Genomic DNA, 19,764 nt, shown 5'->3' on the forward strand with positions numbered 1-19,764 from the left:
GGCAAGATGTGTACAAGAGACAGGGCCGGGGGCGGCCGGGTCGGGCTGTGCGGCTTGGTGGACCATGGGGGACATCTTGTCACCTGCGGGAACGCGGCGTGTCGCGGTCGCGCGGCGGGCCCCGCACCGAAGCGGACGGAACGGGACCCTGGTGGGCCGATCAGCCGACCGGTTCGAACTCCCGGGCCTTGACGCCGGCCACGAAGGCCGCCCACTCGGTCCGGGAGTAGACGATCACCTCGGCGTCGGGGCGGCGGGAGTGCCGGACCCCCACCGAGCCGTCGGCCAGCATCGCGACCTCGACGCAGTTGGCGGCGCCGTTGCTTTGACTGCTCTTGCGCCAGGCGGCGCCGGCCAGGTCCGGGTGCTCGGCGCCGCCGGTGACGGACGCGCCGGGCGCGCCGGGCTCGGATGCCCCGCCGGGGGACTGGTGCGGTTGTGCGCTGGTGCTCAACTAGCTCTCCATCTTCGTCAGCAGGTCGGCGAGCCAGAGCGCCGACCGTTCGGGGGAAAGCGCCGCGGCACGCAGCTGGTCGAACACCGACGCGTAATTACGCACCTCGTCGACGGTCTCCAGGAAATGCGTTCGCGTCAGGTTGTCCAGGCATACCACGTCGTGTTCCAGAGGATTCCCAAAGCCTACAATCGCGAAGGGTTCGTCGAGTCCCGAATATGCGCCCGCTGAATGGGTGATGATCTGGATGACGACATTGGGCCGGCGCGATTCCTCGATGACCCGTTCGATCTGACCCCGCATCACCTCGCGGCCGCCGACCGTCTGGCGCAGCGCGCCCTCGTGCATCACCAGCCGCAGCCGCAGCGGTTCGGCGCCGCCGAGCATGCGCTGCCGGGTGCGGCGGACGGCCACCAGCGCGTCCACGTCGAGCGGTTCAGTGCGCACCCGCCAGGCCTCGGCCAGGGCGCGGATGTAGTCCTCGGTCTGGAGCAGGCCGTGGACCAGTTGCACGGTGTGCGCGTCGATCGAGGTGGCCGCCGCCTCCACGCTGATGTAGTCCGCGTAGGGCTCCGGGATGGCCCGCCGGTAGTACTGCCACCAGCCCTTGTCCCTGATCTGGCCGGTCAGGTTCAGTAAAGTCGTGCGCAGGTCCTCGTCGTCGACCCCGTACACGTCCAGCGCCGCCGCCACGTCGATGCGCCGCAGCCGGCCCTGGCCGTTCTCCAGCCGGGACAGCGTCGAGTCCGAGATCTCCAGCCGCTCGGCGGCGCCCTGCAGGGTCAGCCCCGCGCTGACCCGGAGCCTGCGCAGCGCGGCTCCCAGCCGCCGCCGGCGGATCGGCGGCGCCGACGGCCCGGCCGGTACCCGGGCCGCCCGCTCGACCGGGCCGCCCGGCTCCGGAGGCGTCGCGGACCCGCCCTCGGGAGTGGTTCGGGCGCGCGGTCCGGGACCTTCTGCGGATGTCATCGCCAACCCCCTGCGGTTCGCTTCTGCGATGCAGGCCATTGTGCCCGACGCGGCTGTGGCGATTTCACGGATTCCCCTGCGGGGCCCGGCCGGTGGTGGGATATTTCATTGCGGGGTACGCGCTGGGGGAGACGAATCGCGCGGACATCGATGATGTGAGGCCGTCATGCAGCATTTACGCCACCCCGCCCCGGCGGCGTGCCGCGTCGCCGGAACAGGCGCCGGCGGCGGGGTGGCAGTCCGCGGCTCGGCAGCCGGCCCGGAGCCGGCGCCGGAGCCGACGGCACCGCAGAACACTGCTTTGTACTGGTCGTTCCCGGGCTCGGCCCTGGACGTGAGCCTGTCCCGGCGCTGGCTGGCCGCCGCGGTGGAACAGGCCTGGGGCGCCGGGGACGACGCCGACCGCGTGGTGCTGGCCTACAGCGAGATCGCCACCAACGCCGTGGTGCACGGCACCGGCCCGGTCACGGTGTCGGCGCGGATCCGCTCCGGCGCGGTGACCTGCGAGGTCGCCGACTGCTCGGATCGGACCCCGCAGCCCCGGACCCCGACCGGCGAGGACGTCTGCGGCCGCGGGCTGGACCTGGTCGTGATGACCGTGGACCGGTTCCAGGTGGTCGTCGGGGAGACCGGTAAGACGGTCTCGTTCGAGGTCGGACATCAGCTCAGTGCGGCCGCCGGGTCCGGGAGAAGTCCGCTGCCGCCGTCCGCCCCGGGTCCGGTCGCGGCGGGTTCTGAATCAGGATCCGTATCCGAATCCGTCGCGGAACCAGTGGCCGAACCAGTATCAGCATCCGAACCGGTATCAGCATCCGGACCGATCCCCGGATCGGGATCCGGACCCGGCTCCGTCGGCGGACCCGCGGGTGGGTCCGCCGACGGAGGGCGGGGAACGGGCTAGCGGGCGATCCACACGGCGGTGTCGGCCGGGATCCGGCCGTCGTCCGCCAAAGGCCCGCTGGCCAGCACCACTCGGCCCGCGACCGGCTGGTCCGACGGTCGCGGGCCGAAGTTCACCACGCAGGCGAACCCGGCGCCGCGCTCGAAGGCCAGCACGCCGGCCGGCGCGGCCAGCCAGGCGAACGGCCCGTCGCCGAGCCCCTCGGTCGCGCGCCGCAGTCGCAGGGCATTGGTGTAGAGCGCCAGCATCGAGTCCGGGTCGGCCTCCTGGCCCTCGGCCGTGTAGTCCTTCCACGCCTCGGGCTGCGGCAGCCACGGCGGCGCCGTCGCGGCCTGCGGGCTGAAGCCGAACGGCGGCTCGCTCCCGGACCACGGCAGCGGCACCCGGCAGCCGTCCCGGCCCGGGTCGGCCGGGTTGCGGCCCTTGCGCTCCCACATCGGGTCCTGGCGCAGGTCGTCGGGGATGTCCTCGACCTCCCACAGGCCGAGTTCCTCGCCCTGGTACACGTACACCGACCCCGGCAGGGCCTGGGTCAACAGCGCCGAGGCCCGCGCGCGCCGGGTCCCCAGCGCCAGGTCCACCGGCCGGCCGAGTTGCCGGGCGTAGATCGCGAACGAGGTGTCCTCCCGGCCGTAGCGGGTCACCACCCGGTCCACGTCGTGGTTGGACAACACCCAAGTCGGCGGGGCGCCGACCGGCAGGTGCAGACTCAGCGTCTCGTCGATCACCTCGCGCAGCTTCTCGGCGTCCCAGGCGCAGCCCAGATACGGGAAGTTGAAGACGGTGTGCATCTCGTCCGGGCCGAGGTAGCGGGCCAGGCGCTCGGCGTCCGGCAGCCAGATCTCGCCGATCAGCACCCGGTCGCCGTCGTAGGAGTCGGCGACCCGGCGCCAGGCGCGGTAGATCTCGTGCACCTCCTCGCGGTCGGTGAACGCCGAGTCGTCGCCGGGCACCTGGTCCGGCAGCGCCGGATCCTTAACGCACAAAGCGGCCGAGTCGATACGGAAGCCGTCGGCCCCGCGGTCGAACCAGAACCGCAGGACGTCCTCGAACTCGGCGTGGACCTCGGGGTGCTCCCAGTTGAAGTCCGGCTGCGCCGGGTCGAACAGGTGTAGGTACCACTGGCCGGGCTCGCCGTCCGGCTCGACGACCCGGGTCCAGGTCGCACCGCCGAACGGGCCGATCCAGTTGGTCGGCGACACCTCGCCGTCGGCCCCGCGCCCGCCCCGGAACCAGAACCGCTCGCGCTCCGGCGAGCCGGGTCCGGCGGCCAGCGCGGCGGCGAACCAGGGGTTGGCCGAGGAGGTGTGGTTCGGCACGATGTCCACGACCACGCGGATCCCCAGCTCGTGGGCCTCGGCGATCAGCGCCTCGGCCTCGGACACGTCGCCGAACAGCGGGTCGATCACCCGGTAGTCGGTGACGTCGTAGCCGCCGTCGGCCTGCGGGGACAGGTACCAGGGGTTGAACCAGACCGCGTCCACGCCGAGGCGGGCCAGATACGGCAGCTTGGCGCGGACGCCGGCCAGGTCGCCGATACCGTTTCCGGAACCGTCGGCGAAGCTGCGCGGATAGATCTGGTAGATGGCGGCCGAGCGCCACCACGGCGCTTGGGAAGAATGCAGCGCGGACACCGGGAACCTGCTCTCTGTGCTCGAAGCAGAACGACGGCGGACAGCCGACGGGAAAGGGACAGGGGACGAGGTGGTGGGGAATGAGGGCCCTGTCAGCCCTTGACGCCGCCGACGGTCAGGCCGGCCATGATGTTCCGCTGGAAGATCAGGAACAGCACGATGGTCGGGATCGAGGCCAGGAAGAGCCCGCCGACCAGTGCGTTGTCCGGCATGGAGGTGCTGGCGGTGCTGACTCCGACGTTCAGCGTCTCGTGCGCCGGCACGGTGATCAGCGGCCATAGGAAGTCCTTCCAGACCGCGACGATCGCGAAGATCGAGACCACTCCCAGGATCGGCCGCGACATCGGCAGCACGATGCGCCACAGGGTGCGCAGCGGGCCGGCGCCGTCCACGGCGGCCGCGTCCAGCAGGTCGTTGGGGATGGAGTCGAAGAACCGTTTGAGTAGGAAGATGTTGAAGGCGTTGGCGACCGTCGGCAGCCAGATCACCCACGGCGTGTTCTGGAGGTTCCAGTGCACGAACGGCAGGTCCAGCACCGTCAGGTACTGCGGGATGACCAGCGCCGCGGCCGGGATCATCATCGAGGCCAGCATCAGCGCCAGGATCCAGTTGCCGAAGATCGGCCGGAGCTTGGACAGCGAGTAGGCGGCCGCGACGCAGAAGATCAGCTGGAGCAGTAGCGCGCCGCCGGCGTAGACGACGGTGTTCCACAACAGCTGCGCCATCCCCAGCCGGTTCCACGCCAGGCTGAAGGCGTGGGTGGAGGGGTGCGCGGGCAGCAGGACCGGGGGGTTGCTGACCAGTTCCTGTGAGGACTTGAAGCCGCCGGTGGCCATCCAGAACAGCGGGCCGATGAACACCAGCGTGGCCAGTAGCAGGGCGATGGTCAGGGTGGTCCAGTACAGCCGCCGGCCCCGGTCGGTGTTCAGCTGGGTCCGGGATATCAGGGTGCGCTGATAGGTCGGCGCGGACTTGAGCTGCTGGGAGTGGAATCGGTTCCGGGCGTCCAAGGCCCGCAGGAGACTGTGCCGGCTCATCTGTCAGTCCTCGCTTCCGCGGCGTTCCAGCACGATGTAGATGGCCGAGAAGCACGCCAGCACCAGCAGCATGATCACGCCGAGGGCGGCGGCGGTGTTGAACTTGTTGTAACTGAACGCGTAGTTGTAGAGCAGGTAGACGACCGTCGTGGTGGATCCCTCTGGACCGCCGCCGGTCAGGACGAACGACTCGGTGAACATCTGCATCGTCGCGACGATCTGCAGCATCAGCATCAGCGACAGGATGAGCCGGGTTTGCGGGATGGTGACGTGCCGGATTCGTTGCAAGACATTGCAACCGTCCAGCTCGGCCGCTTCGTACAGGTCGCCCGGAATCCCTTGCATGGCCGCCAGGTAGACCAGCGTCGCGGTGCCCATGTTGCTCCACGTCGAGACCAGCACGATCGAGGGCATGGACGTGGTCTTGGACGCCAGCCACTGCGATTTGGGCAGGTGCAGGAAGTGCAGCGCCTGGTTGAAGAGCCCGAACCCGGGGTCCATGAAGTACTTGAACAGCAGGATCCCGGCCACCGGCGGCAGCATCACCGGCAGGTAGACCAGGATCCGCAGATACCCCTGTGCGTGCCGGAACTCGTTGACCACGATGGCCACCGCGAACGGCGCGGCGAAGCCGAGGACCAGGGCCAGGCCGGTGAACTCCAGGGTGTTGCGCCAGGCCTGCCAGAACTCGGGGTCCGCGGCGATCTGGCGGTAGTTGCCCAAGCCCGCCCACGTCGTCTGTCCGCGGTGCACGCGCTGGAAGGACATGATGATCTCGCGGATCATCGGATACCAGGTGAACAGCACGAAGCAGAGCAGCGCGCCGAGCAGGAAGGCATGGGCCCGCAGGTTGCGGCCGGCGCCGCGCCGCAGCGTCTGCCAAGCGCTTCTGCTGTCGCGCTGTCCGGTCCTGTCCCGCACCCGCTCTGAGGCCAAGGCGAAGGCCATCGTGTCGACTCCGTTCCCGTGGGTCTTGCCGCGCCAGGCGGCCGGTCCGCGTCCCTCAGCGCGTACCGGCCGCCCGGCGCCGGCACGCGGCTACTGGTTGGCCAGGATCTGGTTGACCTGGGTCTCGGCGGTGCTCAGCAGCTTGGCCGGATCGGCGTTCGCATCGGTCACGGCCGCCGACATCGCGGTGTCCAGGACCTTGTAGAGCTGTTGCGCCGCCGGCGGTTCCAGGACCGGGGAGATCGGGTTGTCGACGAAGTCCGTGTACTGATCGATGGGCAGCGTCGCCGAGGTCTTCAGGTCCGACTGCACCTGTGCCATCTGCGGGGAGGTCTGGTTCCAGAAGAACTTCTGCGGCAGGCCGATCGCGACCGGCTTGTCCGGGGTGGCCAGGGCCTTGTCCCGGGCGAAGTCGAACTGGCCCTTGCCCGGGGTCAGGTACTCGAAGTCGATCCAGGCGATCTCGGCCTTGATCTGGTTCGGGGTCAGACCCTTCTTGAAGTAGTACAGGTCGCCGCCGGCCAGGGTGCCGGTGGCCGGGCCCGTGGTGCCGGGCATCGGGCCCATGCCGTACAGGTTCGGGCTCGCGCCCAGGACCTCGACCAGGTGCTGGATCACGTCCGGGGCGCCGATGAACATCCCGACCTTGCTGGTGGCCAGCGGCGGGAAGGCGTCGGCCCACTGGGTGACCGGTGTCGGGCCGATGCCGCCGTCCTTGAAGCGCATGTCGTGCAGGCGCTGTAGGACCTGCTGGCCCTGGCTGGTGTTGAACGCGGCCTTGGTGCCGTCGGCGTTCACCATCTGGCCGCCGTTGCTGTCGAGCTCGGCGGCGAAGTGCCAGCCGCCGTTGTTGCCGCCGCTGTAGTCCTCGTAACCGCTCACCCCGCCGCCGAGCGCGGAGATCTTGGCGGCGTCCGCCTCGACCTCGTCCCAGGTGGTCGGCGGCTTGTTCGGATCCAGACCGGCCTTGGTGAACAGGTCGCGGTTGTAGATCAGGCCTTCGGAGTAGTAGTTGATCGGCAGCGAGTAGGTCTTGCCGCTGTCCTGCAGGTTCTGCTTCACCCCGGGCAGCAGCTGGGACCAGCCCGGGACCGTCTGGTCGTTGATGTAGGAGCTGATGTCCGTCTCGTCGTTGGAGTCCAGGACCTGGTTCTTGTCGGTGAAGTAGGCGTGGAAGGCGCCGGTCTCGTTGTGCGCCTTGAGCTGCGCGGTGAACTGCGCGGCGACCTCGACCTGACCGACGTAGGGCTTGGCGTCGACGGTGACGTTCGGGTAGAGGATCTTGAACGCCGCCAGGTCGTCGGCGTAGGCGGACTTGTTCACGGCCTGGTCCGCGCCCGGCGCGCCGTCGATGGAGATGGTCACCGTGGCGTTGGGGTCCAACGGCTTGCCGTCGGCGACGCCGTCGGCGGAGTTGGTGGAGCCCTTGGTCGAGGAGCCCTTGCTGGAACTGGAGGAGCAGGCGGCACCTGCCATGGCTATACCTGCCGCCGTGACGAGCGCGACCATCGTGCGTGATGCGTTGCGTTTCATGCGTTTCACCCCTTCGTTCGTTGGCTGGGGAGGCGCCGTGCCGCAGCGTCGGCGTGAGTCATCGGCGTGCCGAGAAGGTACAGCTGTAAACAGTCGACTGCAAGAGTCTGATGAAAAATCGAAAGAACACGACTAGGTTACGGATGATCCACTCAGCCCTCTGACCGGGGGTCACGGCGCCGTCACCGCCTTGCGGACCGGCCTCGGATTCTTGCGCCAGTTAGTCGGAACCCATCGCCTTCTTACCGATTTCCGTTCTACTCTTGCGACATGACGAGCAGACTCGCCGAGGTGGCGCAAAAGGTCGGGGTCAGCGAGGCCACCGTCAGCCGGGTCCTCAACGGCCGGCCGGGGGTATCGGAGAGCACACGTACCGCGGTGCTCACCGCCCTTGACGTACTGGGCTACGAACGGCCCACCCAACTGCGCGGCGAACGAGCGCGCCTGATCGGCCTGGTCCTGCCCGAACTCCAGAACCCGATCTTCCCGGCGGTCGCCGAGGTGGTCGGCGGCGCCCTGGCCCAACGCGGCTTCACCCCGGTCCTGTGCACCCGCACCGCCGGCGGCCTGTCCGAGTCGGACTACGTCACCATGCTGCTGGACCAACACGTCTCCGGCGTCGTCTTCGCCGGCGGCCACTTCGCCGAAAGCGACGCCCCGCACGAGCACTACCACCTCCTACGCGAACGCGGCATCCCGGTAGTGCTCTTCAACGCGGCGGTGGAACACCTGGAACTCCCACAGGTCTCAACAGACGACGCGGTAGCCGTCGAGCAGGCCTACGCCCACCTCGCCTCCCTCGGCCACGAACGCATCGGCCTGGTCCTGGGCCCCGAGGACCACGCCCCATCCCGCCGCAAACTCACGGCCTACCGCGAGCAGTGCGCGATCCACGGCCGCGACGTCGACGAAGCCCTGATCGAGCACGCGATGTTCGCCCTGGAAGGCGGCCACGCAGCCGCCACCCGCCTCCTGCGCGCCGGCGCGACCGGCATCATCTGCGCCAGCGACCCCCTGGCCCTGGGCGCCATCCGCGCAGTCCGCCGGGCAGGCCTACGGGTGCCACGCGACGTGTCGGTAGTGGGCTACGACGACTCGGCGTTCATGAACTGCACCGACCCGCCACTGACAACAGTGCGACAGCCGATCGAAGCCCTGGGCCGGGCAGCGGTGACCTTGCTGGTGAACCAGATCGAGGGCGCCCGCGTGGCGGCCGAGGAGCTGTTGTTCGAGCCTGAGCTGGTGGTGCGGGGGTCCACGGGGTCGGTTTCGGGGCGAGGCGGCGGGGCCGAGGCCGACACTGAGGACGAGGCGGGGGAGTAGCCGATCCGCACCCGCCAACTCAGAACGCGTCCCCTCGGGACCGCCACGCTGTCAGCACCCTGAACCGGCGGCCGAACTCGCCAAGCTGCCCGCCCCGAACGCCGGATTTCTGCACTTCTCCGGTCGGTTTTCGGTTCGTTCCCCTCGGTCGCGTCGGCAGGGCTTTGCCTACAGTGCCGGTTCTCGGGAGTCAAGTTCGCGCTGTACGCAGCCGCCACCTGCACGCCTGACCGCAGCGCGCGGACTTTACTCCCGGGGTTCGGCGCTGTACCCCTTGGGGCTGACGACGCGACCGAGGGGAACGGACCGCAACCACCTCACAAACCGCCAGCGCAGGGCCCTGACCCGGCCACCCTATGGAATTGCGCCAGTTCCCCGAGGGAGCCGAGAGCCCCCGCCGGAGGCGCCGGCTCTTCACCAGGGCTCTTGACCTTGATCTTGACTTTGATCTTGTTCGGACTTGCCGGAGTGGAAGAGGCCTGAGGTGTGGCGGGGTTGTGAACGCGGGAACCGGCAGCCGACATGCAGACTCGCCGCCCTGAACCCCGAACCGGCACAACTATGACCGAAGGCCGTAAAAAGCCTTGAAGACCCACAAACATACCGCAACTCGGCTCGAAAGCCTCCCGCTGCACAAGCACCAAACTCTCCTGGCGGCGAGTGCTCAGCCCAGCTCAGCCCAGCTCAGCACCAAACTCTCCTGGCGGCGAGTGCTCAGCCCAGCTCAGCCCAGCTCAGCACCAAACTCTCCTGGCGGCGAGTGCTCAGCCCAGCTCAGCCCAGCTCAGCACCAACTCTCCTGGCGGGGAGTGCCCGGCCCAACACCAGACTCTCCTGGCGGCGAGTGCCCAGCCCAGCTCAGCACCAACTCTCCTGGCGGGGAGTGCCCGGCCCAACACCAGACTCTCCTGCCGGCGAGTGCCCAGCCCAGCTCAGCACCAACTCTCCTGCCGGCGAGTGCCCGGCCCATGCTCAGCCCATGCCTCGCCCATGCCCGTCCCACCACCCACCGCGTGCTACCGTTTTGGATCCAGTTCCCGAGCATAAGTGTGGGAGGCAACGTGGCCGAGGTGGGCTCGCGGCCGCCGACCGCGCAACAGTTCGTGCTGGGTGAGGTGCGGCGGGCCATCACCAGCGGGGAGTTGCGGCCGGGGACTGCTATTCGGCAGGAGGCTTTGGCGCAGCGGCTGGAGGTCAGCCGGGTTCCGTTGCGGGAGGCGTTGAAGACGCTCGAAGGGGAGGGGCTGGTCACCTACCGGGCGCATCGGGGGTATCGGGTCGTCGAGTTGTCGATGGCTGATCTGCGCGAGGTGTATCGGCTGCGGGAGATCCTTGAGGCTGAGGCGGTGCGGGCGGCGGTTCCGCTGTTGGACGAGGCGGTGTTCGGGCGGTTGGCGGCGGCTCAGGCGGAGGTGGAGCGGGCTGCCGGCGAGGGTGCTGTGGCGGCGATGGCCGGCGCCAATCGGCGCTTCCACTTCGCACTGTTCGAGGCGGCGGCGATGCCGCGGTTGGTACGGATCATCGGCACGTTGTGGGACAGCACCGACGCTTACCGCTCGCTCTACTACGCCGGGGACGAGAACCGGCGGCATGTGGTGGCGGAGCACCGGGCCGCGTTGGCGGCGCTGCGGGCGGGGGACGCCGAGGGGGCGGTGCGGTGGTTCGATCGGCATCGGGCGGCCGCAGTGGAGACCTTGGCCGGACAGATCGAGGCCTGACCACAGATTGAAGCCTGAGTGCGGGATTGCGGATTGCGGATCGAGATCAAGTAGCTGAGTTCAGGCGGCTGAGGTGCCGAGCTCAAGCGTCCGAGCTCAAGCGTCCGAGCTCAAGCGTCCGAGCTCAAGCGTCCGAGCTCAAGCGTCCGAGCTCAAGCGTCCGAGCTCAAGCATCCGAGCTCAAGCGTCCGAGCTCAAGCGTCCGAGCTCAAGCATCCGAGCTCAAGCATCCGAGCCCAAGCATCCGAGCCCAAGAATCCAAGCCCAAGAATCCAAGCCCAAGAATCCAAGCCCAAGAATCCAAGCCCAGGTAACTGAGATCAGGTAGCCGAGATCACCGCAAAGGCTGATCCAGCCACTCACGAAGCGCCGACCCATCGCCGTCCAGCGCCGGCGGTGGTGCGTGGTACGCCGCAGGAGTGCCGCTGAACCGCACCGGATGCGCGGCCTGGCGAATGCCACCGACCTCCACCTCAGCCCCAAGCCCCAACTCCTCGGCCAGCGCGAAAGCCCCCGCGACGTCATTGATCAGCCCGCAGGGCACGCCAGCCTCAGTCAGCACAGCGACCCACTCCTCAGCCGGCCGAGCACCCAGCAGCGCATTCAGCGCATCGACCAAAGCCCCCCGATGCGCCACCCGCGAAGCGTTCGTGGTGAAGCGCGCATCGGCGGCCAGCGTGGCGGCGCCGAGTGCTGTGCACAGGCTGTGGAACTGGCGGTCGTTGCCGGCGGCGATCACCAGTGGGCGGTCCGCTGCGTCGAAGATCTCGTACGGGGCGATGCTCGGGTGCCGGTTGCCCATCGCCCGCGGGACGACGCCAGCCGTCAGGTATGCCAAGGAGTGGTTCACCAGCCCGGACAGCAGCGAGGTCAGCAGCGACACCGACACCCGCTGCCCCTCGCCGGTCGCGTCGCGGTGCCGGAGTGCGGCCAGGATGCCGAAGGCCGCGTGCAGGCCGGTGATCACGTCGACCAGTGCCACGCCCGCCTTCGTCGGGTGCTCGGGTTCGCCGGTGACGCTCATCAGGCCGCCGACCGCCTGGGCCAGCAGGTCGTAGCCCGGCAGGGAGGCGCCGGGGCCGTCGCCGAAGCCGGTGATCGAGCAGTAGACGACACCCGGGTTCTGCTCCCGCATCTGCTCGTAGCCGAGTCCTAGACGCTCCATCGTCCCGGGCAAGAAGTTCTCGACCACCACGTCCGCGCGCCGTATCAGCTCCCTGGCCAGCGCCGCGTCCTGCGCGTCGCGCAGGTCCAGCGCGAGTGAGCGCTTGTTGCGGTTCACGCTCAGGAAGTAGGTGGCGGTCCCGTCCGGGGCGAACGGCGGGCCCCACGCGCGGGTGTCGTCGCCGGCGCCGGGCCGCTCCACCTTCACCACGTCCGCGCCCAGGTCGGCCAGCAGCATGGTCGCGTAGGGGCCGGCCAGGACGCGGCTGAAGTCCGCCACCAGGAGGCCGTTCAGCGCTGCGCTCATGGCGGTCCACCATACTGGATCCAAAATCCGTTCTGGATCCAAAATCCATTCTGTGGTGGAGTAGGGCCATGTCCTCCAAGCCTGTGTCCCCTCTCGATCTGTTCGCGATCGACGGTCTCCTGAGCGATGAGGAGCGCGCGATGCGCGACCTGGTCCGCTCCTACGGCGCCCGCGAGCTGCGGCCGCACATCGCCGACTGGTTCGAGGCCGGCGACCTGCCGGCGCGGGAGGTGGCCCGGGGTCTGGGCCGGCTCGGCGTGCTCGGTATGCACCTGCACGGCTACGGCTGCGCCGGAACCAGCGCCCTGACTTACGGCCTGGCCTGCATGGAGCTGGAGGCGGTCGACTCCGGTCTGCGCTCGCTGGTCTCCGTGCAGGGCTCGCTGGCCATGTTCGCGATCTGGCGCTACGGCTCGGAGGAGCACAAGCAGGCCTGGCTGCCGCGGATGGCCGCCGGGGAGGCGATCGGCTGCTTCGGGCTGACCGAGCCGGACTTCGGCTCCAACCCGGCCGGGATGCGGACCACCGCCAAGCGCGACGGCGACAGCTGGGTGCTCAACGGCACCAAGATGTGGATCACCAACGGTTCGGTGGCCGATGTCGCGGTGGTGTGGGCCGGGACCGCGGACGGCATCCGCGGCTTCGTCGTGCCGACCGACACCCCCGGGTTCAGCGCCCCGGTGATCAAGAAGAAGCTCTCGCTGCGGGCCAGCGTCACCAGCGAGCTGGTGTTGCAGGACGTGCGGCTGCCCGCCGACGCGATGCTGCCGCAAGCCGCCGGGCTGGCCGGGCCGCTCGGCTGCCTGGACGAGGCCCGCTTCGGCATCGTGTTCGGGGCGCTCGGCGCGGCCCGCGACTGCCTGGAGGCGGCGATCGCCTACGCGCTGGACCGCGAGGTCTTCGACCGGCCGCTGGCCGGCTTCCAGCTGACCCAGCAGAAGCTCGCCGACATGGCACTGGAACTCGGCAAGGGCATGCTGCTCGCGCTGCACCTGGGCCGGCTGAAGGACGCCGGGCAGCTGGACCCGCGCCAGGTGAGCCTGGGCAAGCTGAACAACGTGCGGGAGGCCCTGGACATCGCCCGCGAGTGCCGCACCATCCTGGCCGCCAACGGGATCACGCTGGAGTACCCGGTGCTTCGGCACGCGAACAACCTGGAGTCCGTGCTCACCTACGAGGGCACCAGCGAGATCCACAGTCTGGTGATCGGCAGGGCGCTGACGGGGCTGTCGGCGTTCGTGTAGGCGCGGCGCGGCTCGGCTTTCGGGAGCACCGTATGGGCGCACTGTGCACGCGCACCGTATAAGCACATCGCGTAAGCACATCGTGTAGGCACAGCTCGGACTCGGGAAACGCTCGATTTCGCAGGGCGTTGATGCTTGGTAGCGCAGCGTCGGCACCCTAGTCTGAAGACCGTGCGGAGCAGCGCGCCACCGAGCGCGGAAACGGGGGACCACCAGGGCGGCGGGCGTCACGCGTCCGGCGGGATCGGGGTTTGGCGGGGCGGGCCGGCTGGAAAACCGGCAGACATGCGCGGGTCACCGGTTCGTCGGAGCATCACTGTCGCCGCGGCGTGTGTCGCGCTGATCGGCGCGGGCGCGGCCGCGGCCGCCGCGGATGTCGCGCCGCCCACCCCGACGCCGCCGTCCCCCAGCTCCACACCGCTGGGCCCGACCGTCGCCAGCCCCGGCACGCCGCCGATCCCGCCGGACGTCCAGGCCGGCTCGTTCGTGGTGGCCGACGAGGCGACCGGCGCGATCCTGGCCGAACGCGCCCCGCACGACCGGCTGCGCCCGGCCTCGACCCTCAAGGTCCTGACCGCGCTGGCCCTGATGCCCCGCCTGGACCCGGCGCAGGTCCACCTGTCGGTGCCCGGCGACATCGCGGCGCTGGCCACCGACGAGCCCGGGGCGAGCGCCGTCGGCATCAAGCCCGGCTTGTCCTACCGGGTCTCCGACCTGTGGAACGGTGTGTTCCTGCGCTCAGGCAACGACGCCATCGCCACCCTCGCCGCGATGGCCGGCGGCGAGGCGGCGACCGTGGCCCTGATGCGCCAGACCGCGCAGCGGTTGCACGCCGACGACACCGTCGTGGTCAACGCCGACGGCTACGACGCCGACGGCCAGGTCTCCAGCGCCTATGACTTGGCGTTGATGGCGCGTGCGGGTCTCCAGGACCCGGGCTTCCGCTCCTACTGCGCCCTCCAGAAGGCCAAGTTCCCCTCGGTCAACGGCACCACCTTCGAGATCGACAGCGAGAACCGGCTGCTGGGCAAGTACCCCGGGATGATCGGGGTGAAGAACGGCTACACCTCGCTGGCGCACCACACCTTCGTCGGCGCCGCCGAGCGCAACGGCCGCACCCTCGTGGTCTCGGTGTTCGACGCCGGTACCGACATCTACCAGCAGACGGCCAAGCTGCTCGACTGGGGCTTCGCGGTCCCGGCCACGGCGCCCGGGGTGGACCAGCTGGCAGCCCCGGACCCGTTGCAGAAGTCGGCGGTGCCGGACGAGACGCTGCCGCCGCCGGACGCGGTGCACGCGAAGGAGCGGCACACGCAGGCCGGGAACGACGGCGACCTCGCGACGCCCCCGACGTCCGCGGCCGCCGCGTCGTTGACGCACAAGGCCAAGGACAGCGGCTCCACGATGCTGGGTGACGTGTTCCAGACCCTGCTCTACATCCTCGGCTTCCTGGTGTTCGCGGTCGTGGGCCTGCGGACGCGGGTGTTGGTCAAGCAGTACCGACAGCGTCGGGCCGACCGGGCCTGAGACGCTGGCGCCGAGCGCGCCGAGCGCGCCGAGCCTGCCGAGCCCGCCGAGCGCGCTGAGATTTCCAGCGCGCTCAAGGCTTGAGCCCACTCAAAGCCTCGGCCCGCTCAAGGCTTCAGCGAGTCCAGGAACTCGCCGATCAGCTGCGCCATCTCGGGAAGCTTCTCCTCCAAGGCGAAGTGCCCAGTCTGGAACACGTGCAACTGCGCGTCGGGCACGTCCCGCAGATAGGCCCTGGCCCCAGCGACAGTGAAGAACGCGTCGCCGTCGCCCCACAGGATCAGCGTCGGTGGCCGGCGCTCGGCGAGCCAGCTCTGCCACCGCGGGTAGAGCTCGACGTTGTTGTGGTAGTCGAGCATGAGGGCGATCTGCGCCGTGTCCCGCCCCGGCAGGTCCAGGTAGTGCTGGTCGAGGGTCCAGCCGTCGGGGGAGATGAGTTCGGGGTCTGAGGTGCCGTCCTCGTACTGGGAACGGGTCACCGCCTCGGTGAGGATGCCGCGCACGCGCTCCTCGGCTCCCGGGACTCCCGGCTGTGCGGTGAGCAGCGTCTGGGCGAGCTCGGACAGGCCTTCGGCGTAGGCGTTGGCGTTCTGCACGATCAGACCCGCGAACCACTCCGGGTGCCGGCCGGCCAGCCGGAAGGCGACCGGCCCGCCGTAGTCGAAGGTGTAGGCGACGAGCCGGCGGCCGTCGGCGGTGAGGCCGAGGGCTTCGACGAAGGACTCGGCGACGTCCGTGAGGGATTCGAAGGAGTACACGAAGCCGTCGGGCACGGTCGTGCGTCCGAAACCGGGGTGGTCGGGGGCGATCAGCCGGTGCTCGGTGCCCAGCGCGTCCAGCAGGCGCCGGAACTGGTGCGAGGAGCTGGGAAAGCCGTGCAGGAGTAGGACGGTCGGGGCGTCGGCACGCTCGGGGCCGGTCTCGCGGTAGAAGACGCGGACGCCGTCGACGGTGATGCTGCGGTGCCGGATCACCGGCAGGGGCAATGCGCTCATGACGACGATTCTAACGGATGAATCGCCGTCTATGCGTTAGAGCCGGTTTCCGCGGCTGAGTTTCCGCGGCTGATCCGCTGCCCGGCAGGTCTAGCTCGATACCGACTCCCGCAGCAGCAGCCCGATCGAGTTGACGCAGTAGCGCCAGCCGCCGAGCTCTTCGGGCGCGTCCTGGAACAGGTAGCCGAGGTGCGATCCGCAAGTGGCGCACCGGATCTCGGTGCGGAGCATGCCCTGCGAACGGTCCTCGTGCGTCTCGACGAGTTCGTCGGTGATCGGGCCGGAGAAGGCGGCCCAACCGCACTCGGCGTTGAACTTGGACTGCGAGCCGAACAGTGCGGTGTCGCAGCCCCGGCACAGGTAGATGCCCGGGTTGTCGTTCTCGACATAGTCGCCGGACCACGGGTTCTCGGTTCCGAACTCGCGCAGGGTCTTATAGGCGGCCGGCCCCAGGTGCTGCCGCCACTCTGCCTCGGTGCGCTCGACCTTGTACACCATGTAGTCGAGCCTACTCATGTGACGCGCGGGCGCCAGCGTTTTGCCGGGGCGTTACATACCGTCGCCTGCTCCTGGGAGTGGTTTTCGAAATCGCCTGCTCACCCCTCGGAGCAGGGCGAATGCATGTACGAACCCGTATTCGCGGCGCGGCTTGTGGATCTGCACTGTGGGGAATCAGGCGCCGGATGCCCATGTCGATGGCGGCCGCCGGATAGCGGCCGCCTTCGTGACGCTGCGTCGGTATTCGTGAGCGTGGGCGCTCGAAGTATTACGGCTGATCAGGCTCTTGGCCCGGTGAGCTTCAGCAACTGCTGCCGGACCCTCGGGTCGCGGTTCTTAGCCGCGGCCTTGTAGACCTTGTCCAGGCACTCATGGAGCTGTGCGTGGTCGGCTGGTTCCGCGTCGGCGATCCTGGTGAAGATCTGCGGCTGCGCGGTGGGGATCCGCTTGTCGGGGCGCGGGTCTTGGGTTTGCCCCCGCTGGGGACCTGCGTAGCGGATCGGCACTTCGGGCAGGTTGTACTGGCTCGTGAAGCGGGACACGACTTCGGCGACGCGCATCGGCTCGCCGAGGTCGAGGGAGTAGACCTCGCCGCCGGTCGCCATGCGTCCGGCCTCCAGGGCCAGGGCGACGGCTTCCTCGGCGGTGGCGAAGCAGCGGCTCGCATCCGGGTGCGTGATGGTCACCGGGCCGCCGGCGCGGATCTGGTCGGGCAGGACGGTCAGGAGCGAGTCGCGGCCGTCCAGGACCTCGCCGATGCGGACGGCTGCGAAGACTGTTCGTGTGCGGTGCTTTCCGGTGCGGTGGGCCGCGCTGCGGATGATCGCTTCGGCTGCTCGGTAGGTGGCGCCGAGCATTGAGGCGGGCCCTGAGGCGGGACCTGAGGTGGGGCCTGAGGCGAGGCCTGAGGTGGGATCGTCGTCGGTGGAGATCAATACGAAGCGCTCGGTGCCGTTCCGGTGCGCGGCCCGGACCAGATGGTCGGTGGTCTGGACGTTCGCCAGCACAGCGAGGCTCGGGCGGCGTTCGACGATGGACGCGTGCCTGAGGCCGGCCGCGTGGAAGACCACCTCGGGGCGGAAGTCCCGGAAGGTGTGGTCGGTCTGGTCCCGATCGGCGATCGTGGTGCCGTCGAGGAGATAGAGCTCGTCGGGGTCGAAACCGTTGAGCTGGCGGCAGATCTCCGATCCGAGCGGGTCGGCGGCGCCGGTGACCAGGACGCGCTTGCCGGTGACGATCTCCTTGACCTCGGGCGACACCTCGTAGCGGGCCGGGCCGTCGATCAGGGCTCTGATGTCCAGCGGCCGGAGGTCGGTGGACGTGATGTCGCGGCTCCGGGAAACCGTGTACCACGGCAGATACCGGACGACCGCTCCCGCACCGATCGCGGCGGCGGTCAGTTCTCGGGTGCGGGCTGGGGGGAGTGAGGGGATAGCCAGGATGACGGCTTCGGCCTCGTGCTCGGTCACCAGGCGGGCCAACTCGGGCAAGGTGCCGAGGTGCGGGAGGGGATGCGGGAGGAGATGCGGGATTTTGATCCCCGCGGCGTCGTCGACGAAGCCGATCGGTCGCAGCTCTTGATCGGCGCGGGCTTCCGGCGTGCACAGATCGCGGGCCAGCGTCTGTCCGGCCCGTCCGGCGCCGACGATCAGCGTTCGCAGGGTCGTCATCGTTCGCGGGGTGGTCATCGCTCGGTGGTGCCGCCCGGTCAGCGGGGGTCTTCGCCGATCCCGGCGCGGCGCGCCACCGCCACGGCGGCCAGGGTGGAGTGCACGCCGAGCTTGCCCAGGACGTTCTGCATGTGGGTGCGGACCGTGTTCGGGGACAGGAAGAGGTGTTGGGCGATGGAGGCCCGGGTCATACCGGAGACCATGCACTGCAGGACTTCGCGCTCGCGTGGGGTGAGCGCGCCGACCAGCGTCTCGTGTTCGTTGCGCTCCTGCTCGGCGGCCATCAGGTCGCTCAGGACGTAGGTGAGCAGGCGCGGCGGGATGTGGGTCTCATCGCGCAGGACGCCGCGGACCACCTGGAGCAGGTGCTCCACCGAGCCGTCCTTGGCGACCCAGGCGTTCACGCCGCCGCGGACCGCCTCGGCGACCCGCTTCTCCTCCTCGCCGGCGGTGACCATCACGATCCGGACGTCGGCGTGGCCGGCCCGGATCTCGGCGGCGAAGCGGATGCCGTCGCGGCCGTCCAGATCGACGTCCAGCAGCACCACGTCCGGGCGGCGCTCGTCGATCAGCCGGCGGGCGCCGTCGATGGTGGTGGTGGCCGCCACGCCGAAGCCGGGCTCGGCGCGCAGCCGGGAGGCCAGCGCCTCGGCGAAGGTGCGGTGGTCGTCGACGACGAGGATGCGGACCTCCCGCAGGCCCGTCACGTCGAGGCGCTCCTCGAGGCGGTCCTCGAGTCCGATCGTTCCGATCGTGGAGGCGTCAAGCATGCTCCCCATCCTCGCAAGTCACCGGCCCGGCGCCCACCACCATGTAGTGGAGCCGTCGCTACTCCAAATGACGTAGACGGTTGTCTAGACGGCTTCGGGTGGGGCCGTGGCGCGGCTGCCGGTGGGTTCTTGATGAGCTACTGGTGCGCGCCGAGGCGGTCGACCGCCCCGACCCGGGACACTATCGCCGAGGCCTCGACCCGCGAGTGCGCACCCAGCTTGACCAGCACGTTCTGCACATGGGTGCGGGCCGTGGACTGGGCGATGTCCATGGCGCGGGCGATCTGCTTGGTGGACTCGCCCTCGACGATCCGGCGCAGCACCTCGCGCTCGCGCGGGGTCAGATAGCGCAGCGTGCGCTCGGCCTGGTCGACGTCCGGGGCCTTCAGGTGCCGCACGGCCGCCCGCAGCAACTCCGGGTCCACCGCCACCTCGCCGCCGGCCACCCGCTCCAGGATCTGCACGATGCCGTCGATCCGCTGGTCCTTGCGCGTGAACCCGGAGACCCCGAGATCCAGCGCGGCACTGACGATAGCCGGGTCGTCGGTCGCCGAGACCATCAACACCTTGGTCCGCGGATGCCGCTCCAGCACCGCCCGCGCCAGCTCCAGCCCCGCGGTGACCATCCGACTGCCCGGCCGCGACACCGGGAACGCCTGCTCACCGGCGGTGGCCAGCGGCGAGGCGGCGGCCCGGGCCGAGACGCTCATCGGAAAGTGCACATCCAGCATCAGGATGTCCGGATCCAGGGACGCCACCGCGGCCAACCCCTGCGCCGGAGTCGAGGTCACGGCCTCGACCTGGTAGCCCTTGGCGGCCAGCGAGGCGGCCAGGGACTCGGTCAGCAGGGTGTGGTCATCGCAGAGCACGATCCTGGTGGGCATCAGAAAGCGCCTCCTGGGAGCAGGGAGAGCTGGACCTCGGCAACCGGCCGCAGCGCCGCGGCGGGGATGCGCGGCGGCTGGGTCAGGTGCGCCTGGGAGGGGAGCTGGATCGAGGCGAGCGCGGTGTCGTCTTGGCCGGTGGGGATTATGTGGAGGGGCTGCGTGTCGTTGGGATCGAAGGTGGGGGG

Annotated in this window: 18 protein-coding genes; 5 read left to right on the forward strand and 13 right to left on the reverse strand. The window is 69.6% G+C overall.

The features are described 5' to 3' along the window. Positions 1–160 precede the first annotated feature (160 nt). Both IZR01_RS36800 and IZR01_RS36805 read right to left on the reverse strand, forming a co-directional pair. The gene (locus IZR01_RS36800; RefSeq protein ID WP_228555962.1) at positions 161–454 is read right to left on the reverse strand and encodes a DUF397 domain-containing protein; all 294 of its coding nucleotides are present in this window, start codon (positions 452–454) and stop codon (positions 161–163) included. Beyond that, positions 455–1,423, reverse strand: a complete 969-nt coding sequence (locus IZR01_RS36805) for a helix-turn-helix domain-containing protein (protein ID WP_194899004.1) — start codon at positions 1,421–1,423, stop codon at positions 455–457. Positions 1,424–1,589: 166 nt separating this feature from the next. Here IZR01_RS36805 and IZR01_RS36810 point away from each other — a divergent pair, with 166 nt between their 5' ends. Continuing rightward, on the forward strand, positions 1,590–2,324 hold the full coding sequence (locus tag IZR01_RS36810) for an ATP-binding protein (protein WP_194926538.1): 735 nt from the start codon (positions 1,590–1,592) through the stop codon (positions 2,322–2,324). On the opposite strand, the gene IZR01_RS36815 is transcribed toward IZR01_RS36810, so the two are convergent. From IZR01_RS36815 to IZR01_RS36830, 4 genes are all read right to left on the reverse strand, one after another. Continuing rightward, complete coding sequence (locus IZR01_RS36815) at positions 2,321–3,958, reverse strand: glycoside hydrolase family 13 protein (protein WP_323747206.1); 1,638 nt, start codon at positions 3,956–3,958, stop codon at positions 2,321–2,323. The two genes, IZR01_RS36810 and IZR01_RS36815, sit on opposite strands and share 4 nt — an antisense overlap. Positions 3,959–4,050: 92 nt before the next feature. Further along, complete coding sequence (locus IZR01_RS36820; protein ID WP_194926539.1) at positions 4,051–4,995, reverse strand: carbohydrate ABC transporter permease; 945 nt, start codon at positions 4,993–4,995, stop codon at positions 4,051–4,053. A gap of 3 nt (positions 4,996–4,998) precedes the next feature. Next, complete coding sequence (locus IZR01_RS36825; RefSeq protein WP_194926540.1) at positions 4,999–5,943, reverse strand: carbohydrate ABC transporter permease; 945 nt, start codon at positions 5,941–5,943, stop codon at positions 4,999–5,001. A gap of 90 nt (positions 5,944–6,033) precedes the next feature. Beyond that, positions 6,034–7,476, reverse strand: a complete 1,443-nt coding sequence (locus IZR01_RS36830; protein WP_194899000.1) for an extracellular solute-binding protein — start codon at positions 7,474–7,476, stop codon at positions 6,034–6,036. A 270-nt stretch (positions 7,477–7,746) separates the two neighbouring features. Here IZR01_RS36830 and IZR01_RS36835 point away from each other — a divergent pair, with 270 nt between their 5' ends. Then, complete coding sequence (locus IZR01_RS36835; RefSeq protein WP_194926541.1) at positions 7,747–8,799, forward strand: LacI family DNA-binding transcriptional regulator; 1,053 nt, start codon at positions 7,747–7,749, stop codon at positions 8,797–8,799. A gap of 1,061 nt (positions 8,800–9,860) precedes the next feature. After that, positions 9,861–10,517, forward strand: a complete 657-nt coding sequence (locus IZR01_RS36840) for a GntR family transcriptional regulator (RefSeq protein WP_194926542.1) — start codon at positions 9,861–9,863, stop codon at positions 10,515–10,517. A gap of 334 nt (positions 10,518–10,851) precedes the next feature. On the opposite strand, the gene IZR01_RS36845 is transcribed toward IZR01_RS36840, so the two are convergent. Continuing rightward, the gene (locus IZR01_RS36845; protein WP_194926543.1) at positions 10,852–11,988 is read right to left on the reverse strand and encodes a CaiB/BaiF CoA transferase family protein; all 1,137 of its coding nucleotides are present in this window, start codon (positions 11,986–11,988) and stop codon (positions 10,852–10,854) included. Positions 11,989–12,056: 68 nt separating this feature from the next. Between IZR01_RS36845 and IZR01_RS36850 the strand changes: the two genes are divergently transcribed. Further along, a complete protein-coding gene (locus tag IZR01_RS36850; protein WP_194898718.1) occupies positions 12,057–13,232 on the forward strand; it encodes an acyl-CoA dehydrogenase family protein in 1,176 nt (391 codons plus the stop codon). Between the two features lie 285 nt (positions 13,233–13,517). Beyond that, entirely contained in the window at positions 13,518–14,759 is a 1,242-nt protein-coding gene (locus IZR01_RS36855; RefSeq protein ID WP_194926544.1) for a D-alanyl-D-alanine carboxypeptidase family protein, read from the forward strand. A gap of 107 nt (positions 14,760–14,866) precedes the next feature. Here the strand turns inward: IZR01_RS36855 and IZR01_RS36860 are convergent, their stop codons facing one another. The 6 genes from IZR01_RS36860 to IZR01_RS36885 form a co-directional block, all read right to left on the reverse strand. Continuing rightward, complete coding sequence (locus tag IZR01_RS36860) at positions 14,867–15,754, reverse strand: alpha/beta fold hydrolase (RefSeq protein WP_194898720.1); 888 nt, start codon at positions 15,752–15,754, stop codon at positions 14,867–14,869. A gap of 90 nt (positions 15,755–15,844) precedes the next feature. Continuing rightward, positions 15,845–16,252 carry a peptide-methionine (R)-S-oxide reductase MsrB gene (gene msrB, locus IZR01_RS36865; RefSeq protein ID WP_194898721.1) on the reverse strand — a complete coding sequence of 136 codons (408 nt, stop codon included), beginning with the start codon at positions 16,250–16,252 and terminating at the stop codon, positions 15,845–15,847. 278 nt (positions 16,253–16,530) lie between these two features. Beyond that, complete coding sequence (locus tag IZR01_RS36870) at positions 16,531–17,922, reverse strand: polysaccharide biosynthesis protein (protein ID WP_194898722.1); 1,392 nt, start codon at positions 17,920–17,922, stop codon at positions 16,531–16,533. Positions 17,923–17,960: 38 nt separating this feature from the next. After that, positions 17,961–18,620, reverse strand: a complete 660-nt coding sequence (locus IZR01_RS36875) for a response regulator (RefSeq protein ID WP_194898725.1) — start codon at positions 18,618–18,620, stop codon at positions 17,961–17,963. Positions 18,621–18,829: 209 nt separating this feature from the next. After that, entirely contained in the window at positions 18,830–19,576 is a 747-nt protein-coding gene (locus IZR01_RS36880; protein WP_194898723.1) for a LuxR C-terminal-related transcriptional regulator, read from the reverse strand. Further along, a partial coding sequence (locus IZR01_RS36885) for a hypothetical protein (protein ID WP_194926545.1) occupies positions 19,576–19,764 on the reverse strand: 189 nt, incomplete at its 5' end. The genes IZR01_RS36885 and IZR01_RS36880, both read right to left, overlap by 1 nt.

This window comes from Catenulispora pinisilvae (genome assembly GCF_015356865.1).
In the GTDB taxonomy this organism is placed as follows: domain Bacteria; phylum Actinomycetota; class Actinomycetes; order Streptomycetales; family Catenulisporaceae; genus Catenulispora; species Catenulispora pinisilvae.

Bases quoted from the DNA above. Each gene is read 5' to 3' on its own strand.
- IZR01_RS36835 (WP_194926541.1), top strand. From the start codon at position 7,747: ATGACGAGCAGACTCGCCGAGGTGGCGCAAAAGGTCGGGGTCAGCGAG.
- IZR01_RS36845 (WP_194926543.1), bottom strand. From the start codon at position 11,988: ATGAGCGCAGCGCTGAACGGCCTCCTGGTGGCGGACTTCAGCCGCGTC.
- IZR01_RS36825 (WP_194926540.1), bottom strand. From the start codon at position 5,943: ATGGCCTTCGCCTTGGCCTCAGAGCGGGTGCGGGACAGGACCGGACAG.
- IZR01_RS36830 (WP_194899000.1), bottom strand. From the start codon at position 7,476: ATGAAACGCAACGCATCACGCACGATGGTCGCGCTCGTCACGGCGGCA.
- IZR01_RS36820 (WP_194926539.1), bottom strand. From the start codon at position 4,995: ATGAGCCGGCACAGTCTCCTGCGGGCCTTGGACGCCCGGAACCGATTC.
- IZR01_RS36855 (WP_194926544.1), top strand. From the start codon at position 13,518: ATGCGCGGGTCACCGGTTCGTCGGAGCATCACTGTCGCCGCGGCGTGT.
- IZR01_RS36850 (WP_194898718.1), top strand. From the start codon at position 12,057: ATGTCCTCCAAGCCTGTGTCCCCTCTCGATCTGTTCGCGATCGACGGT.
- msrB (WP_194898721.1), bottom strand. From the start codon at position 16,252: ATGGTGTACAAGGTCGAGCGCACCGAGGCAGAGTGGCGGCAGCACCTG.
- IZR01_RS36805 (WP_194899004.1), bottom strand. From the start codon at position 1,423: ATGACATCCGCAGAAGGTCCCGGACCGCGCGCCCGAACCACTCCCGAG.
- IZR01_RS36880 (WP_194898723.1), bottom strand. From the start codon at position 19,576: ATGCCCACCAGGATCGTGCTCTGCGATGACCACACCCTGCTGACCGAG.
- IZR01_RS36860 (WP_194898720.1), bottom strand. From the start codon at position 15,754: ATGAGCGCATTGCCCCTGCCGGTGATCCGGCACCGCAGCATCACCGTC.
- IZR01_RS36870 (WP_194898722.1), bottom strand. From the start codon at position 17,922: ATGACGACCCTGCGAACGCTGATCGTCGGCGCCGGACGGGCCGGACAG.
- IZR01_RS36810 (WP_194926538.1), top strand. From the start codon at position 1,590: ATGCAGCATTTACGCCACCCCGCCCCGGCGGCGTGCCGCGTCGCCGGA.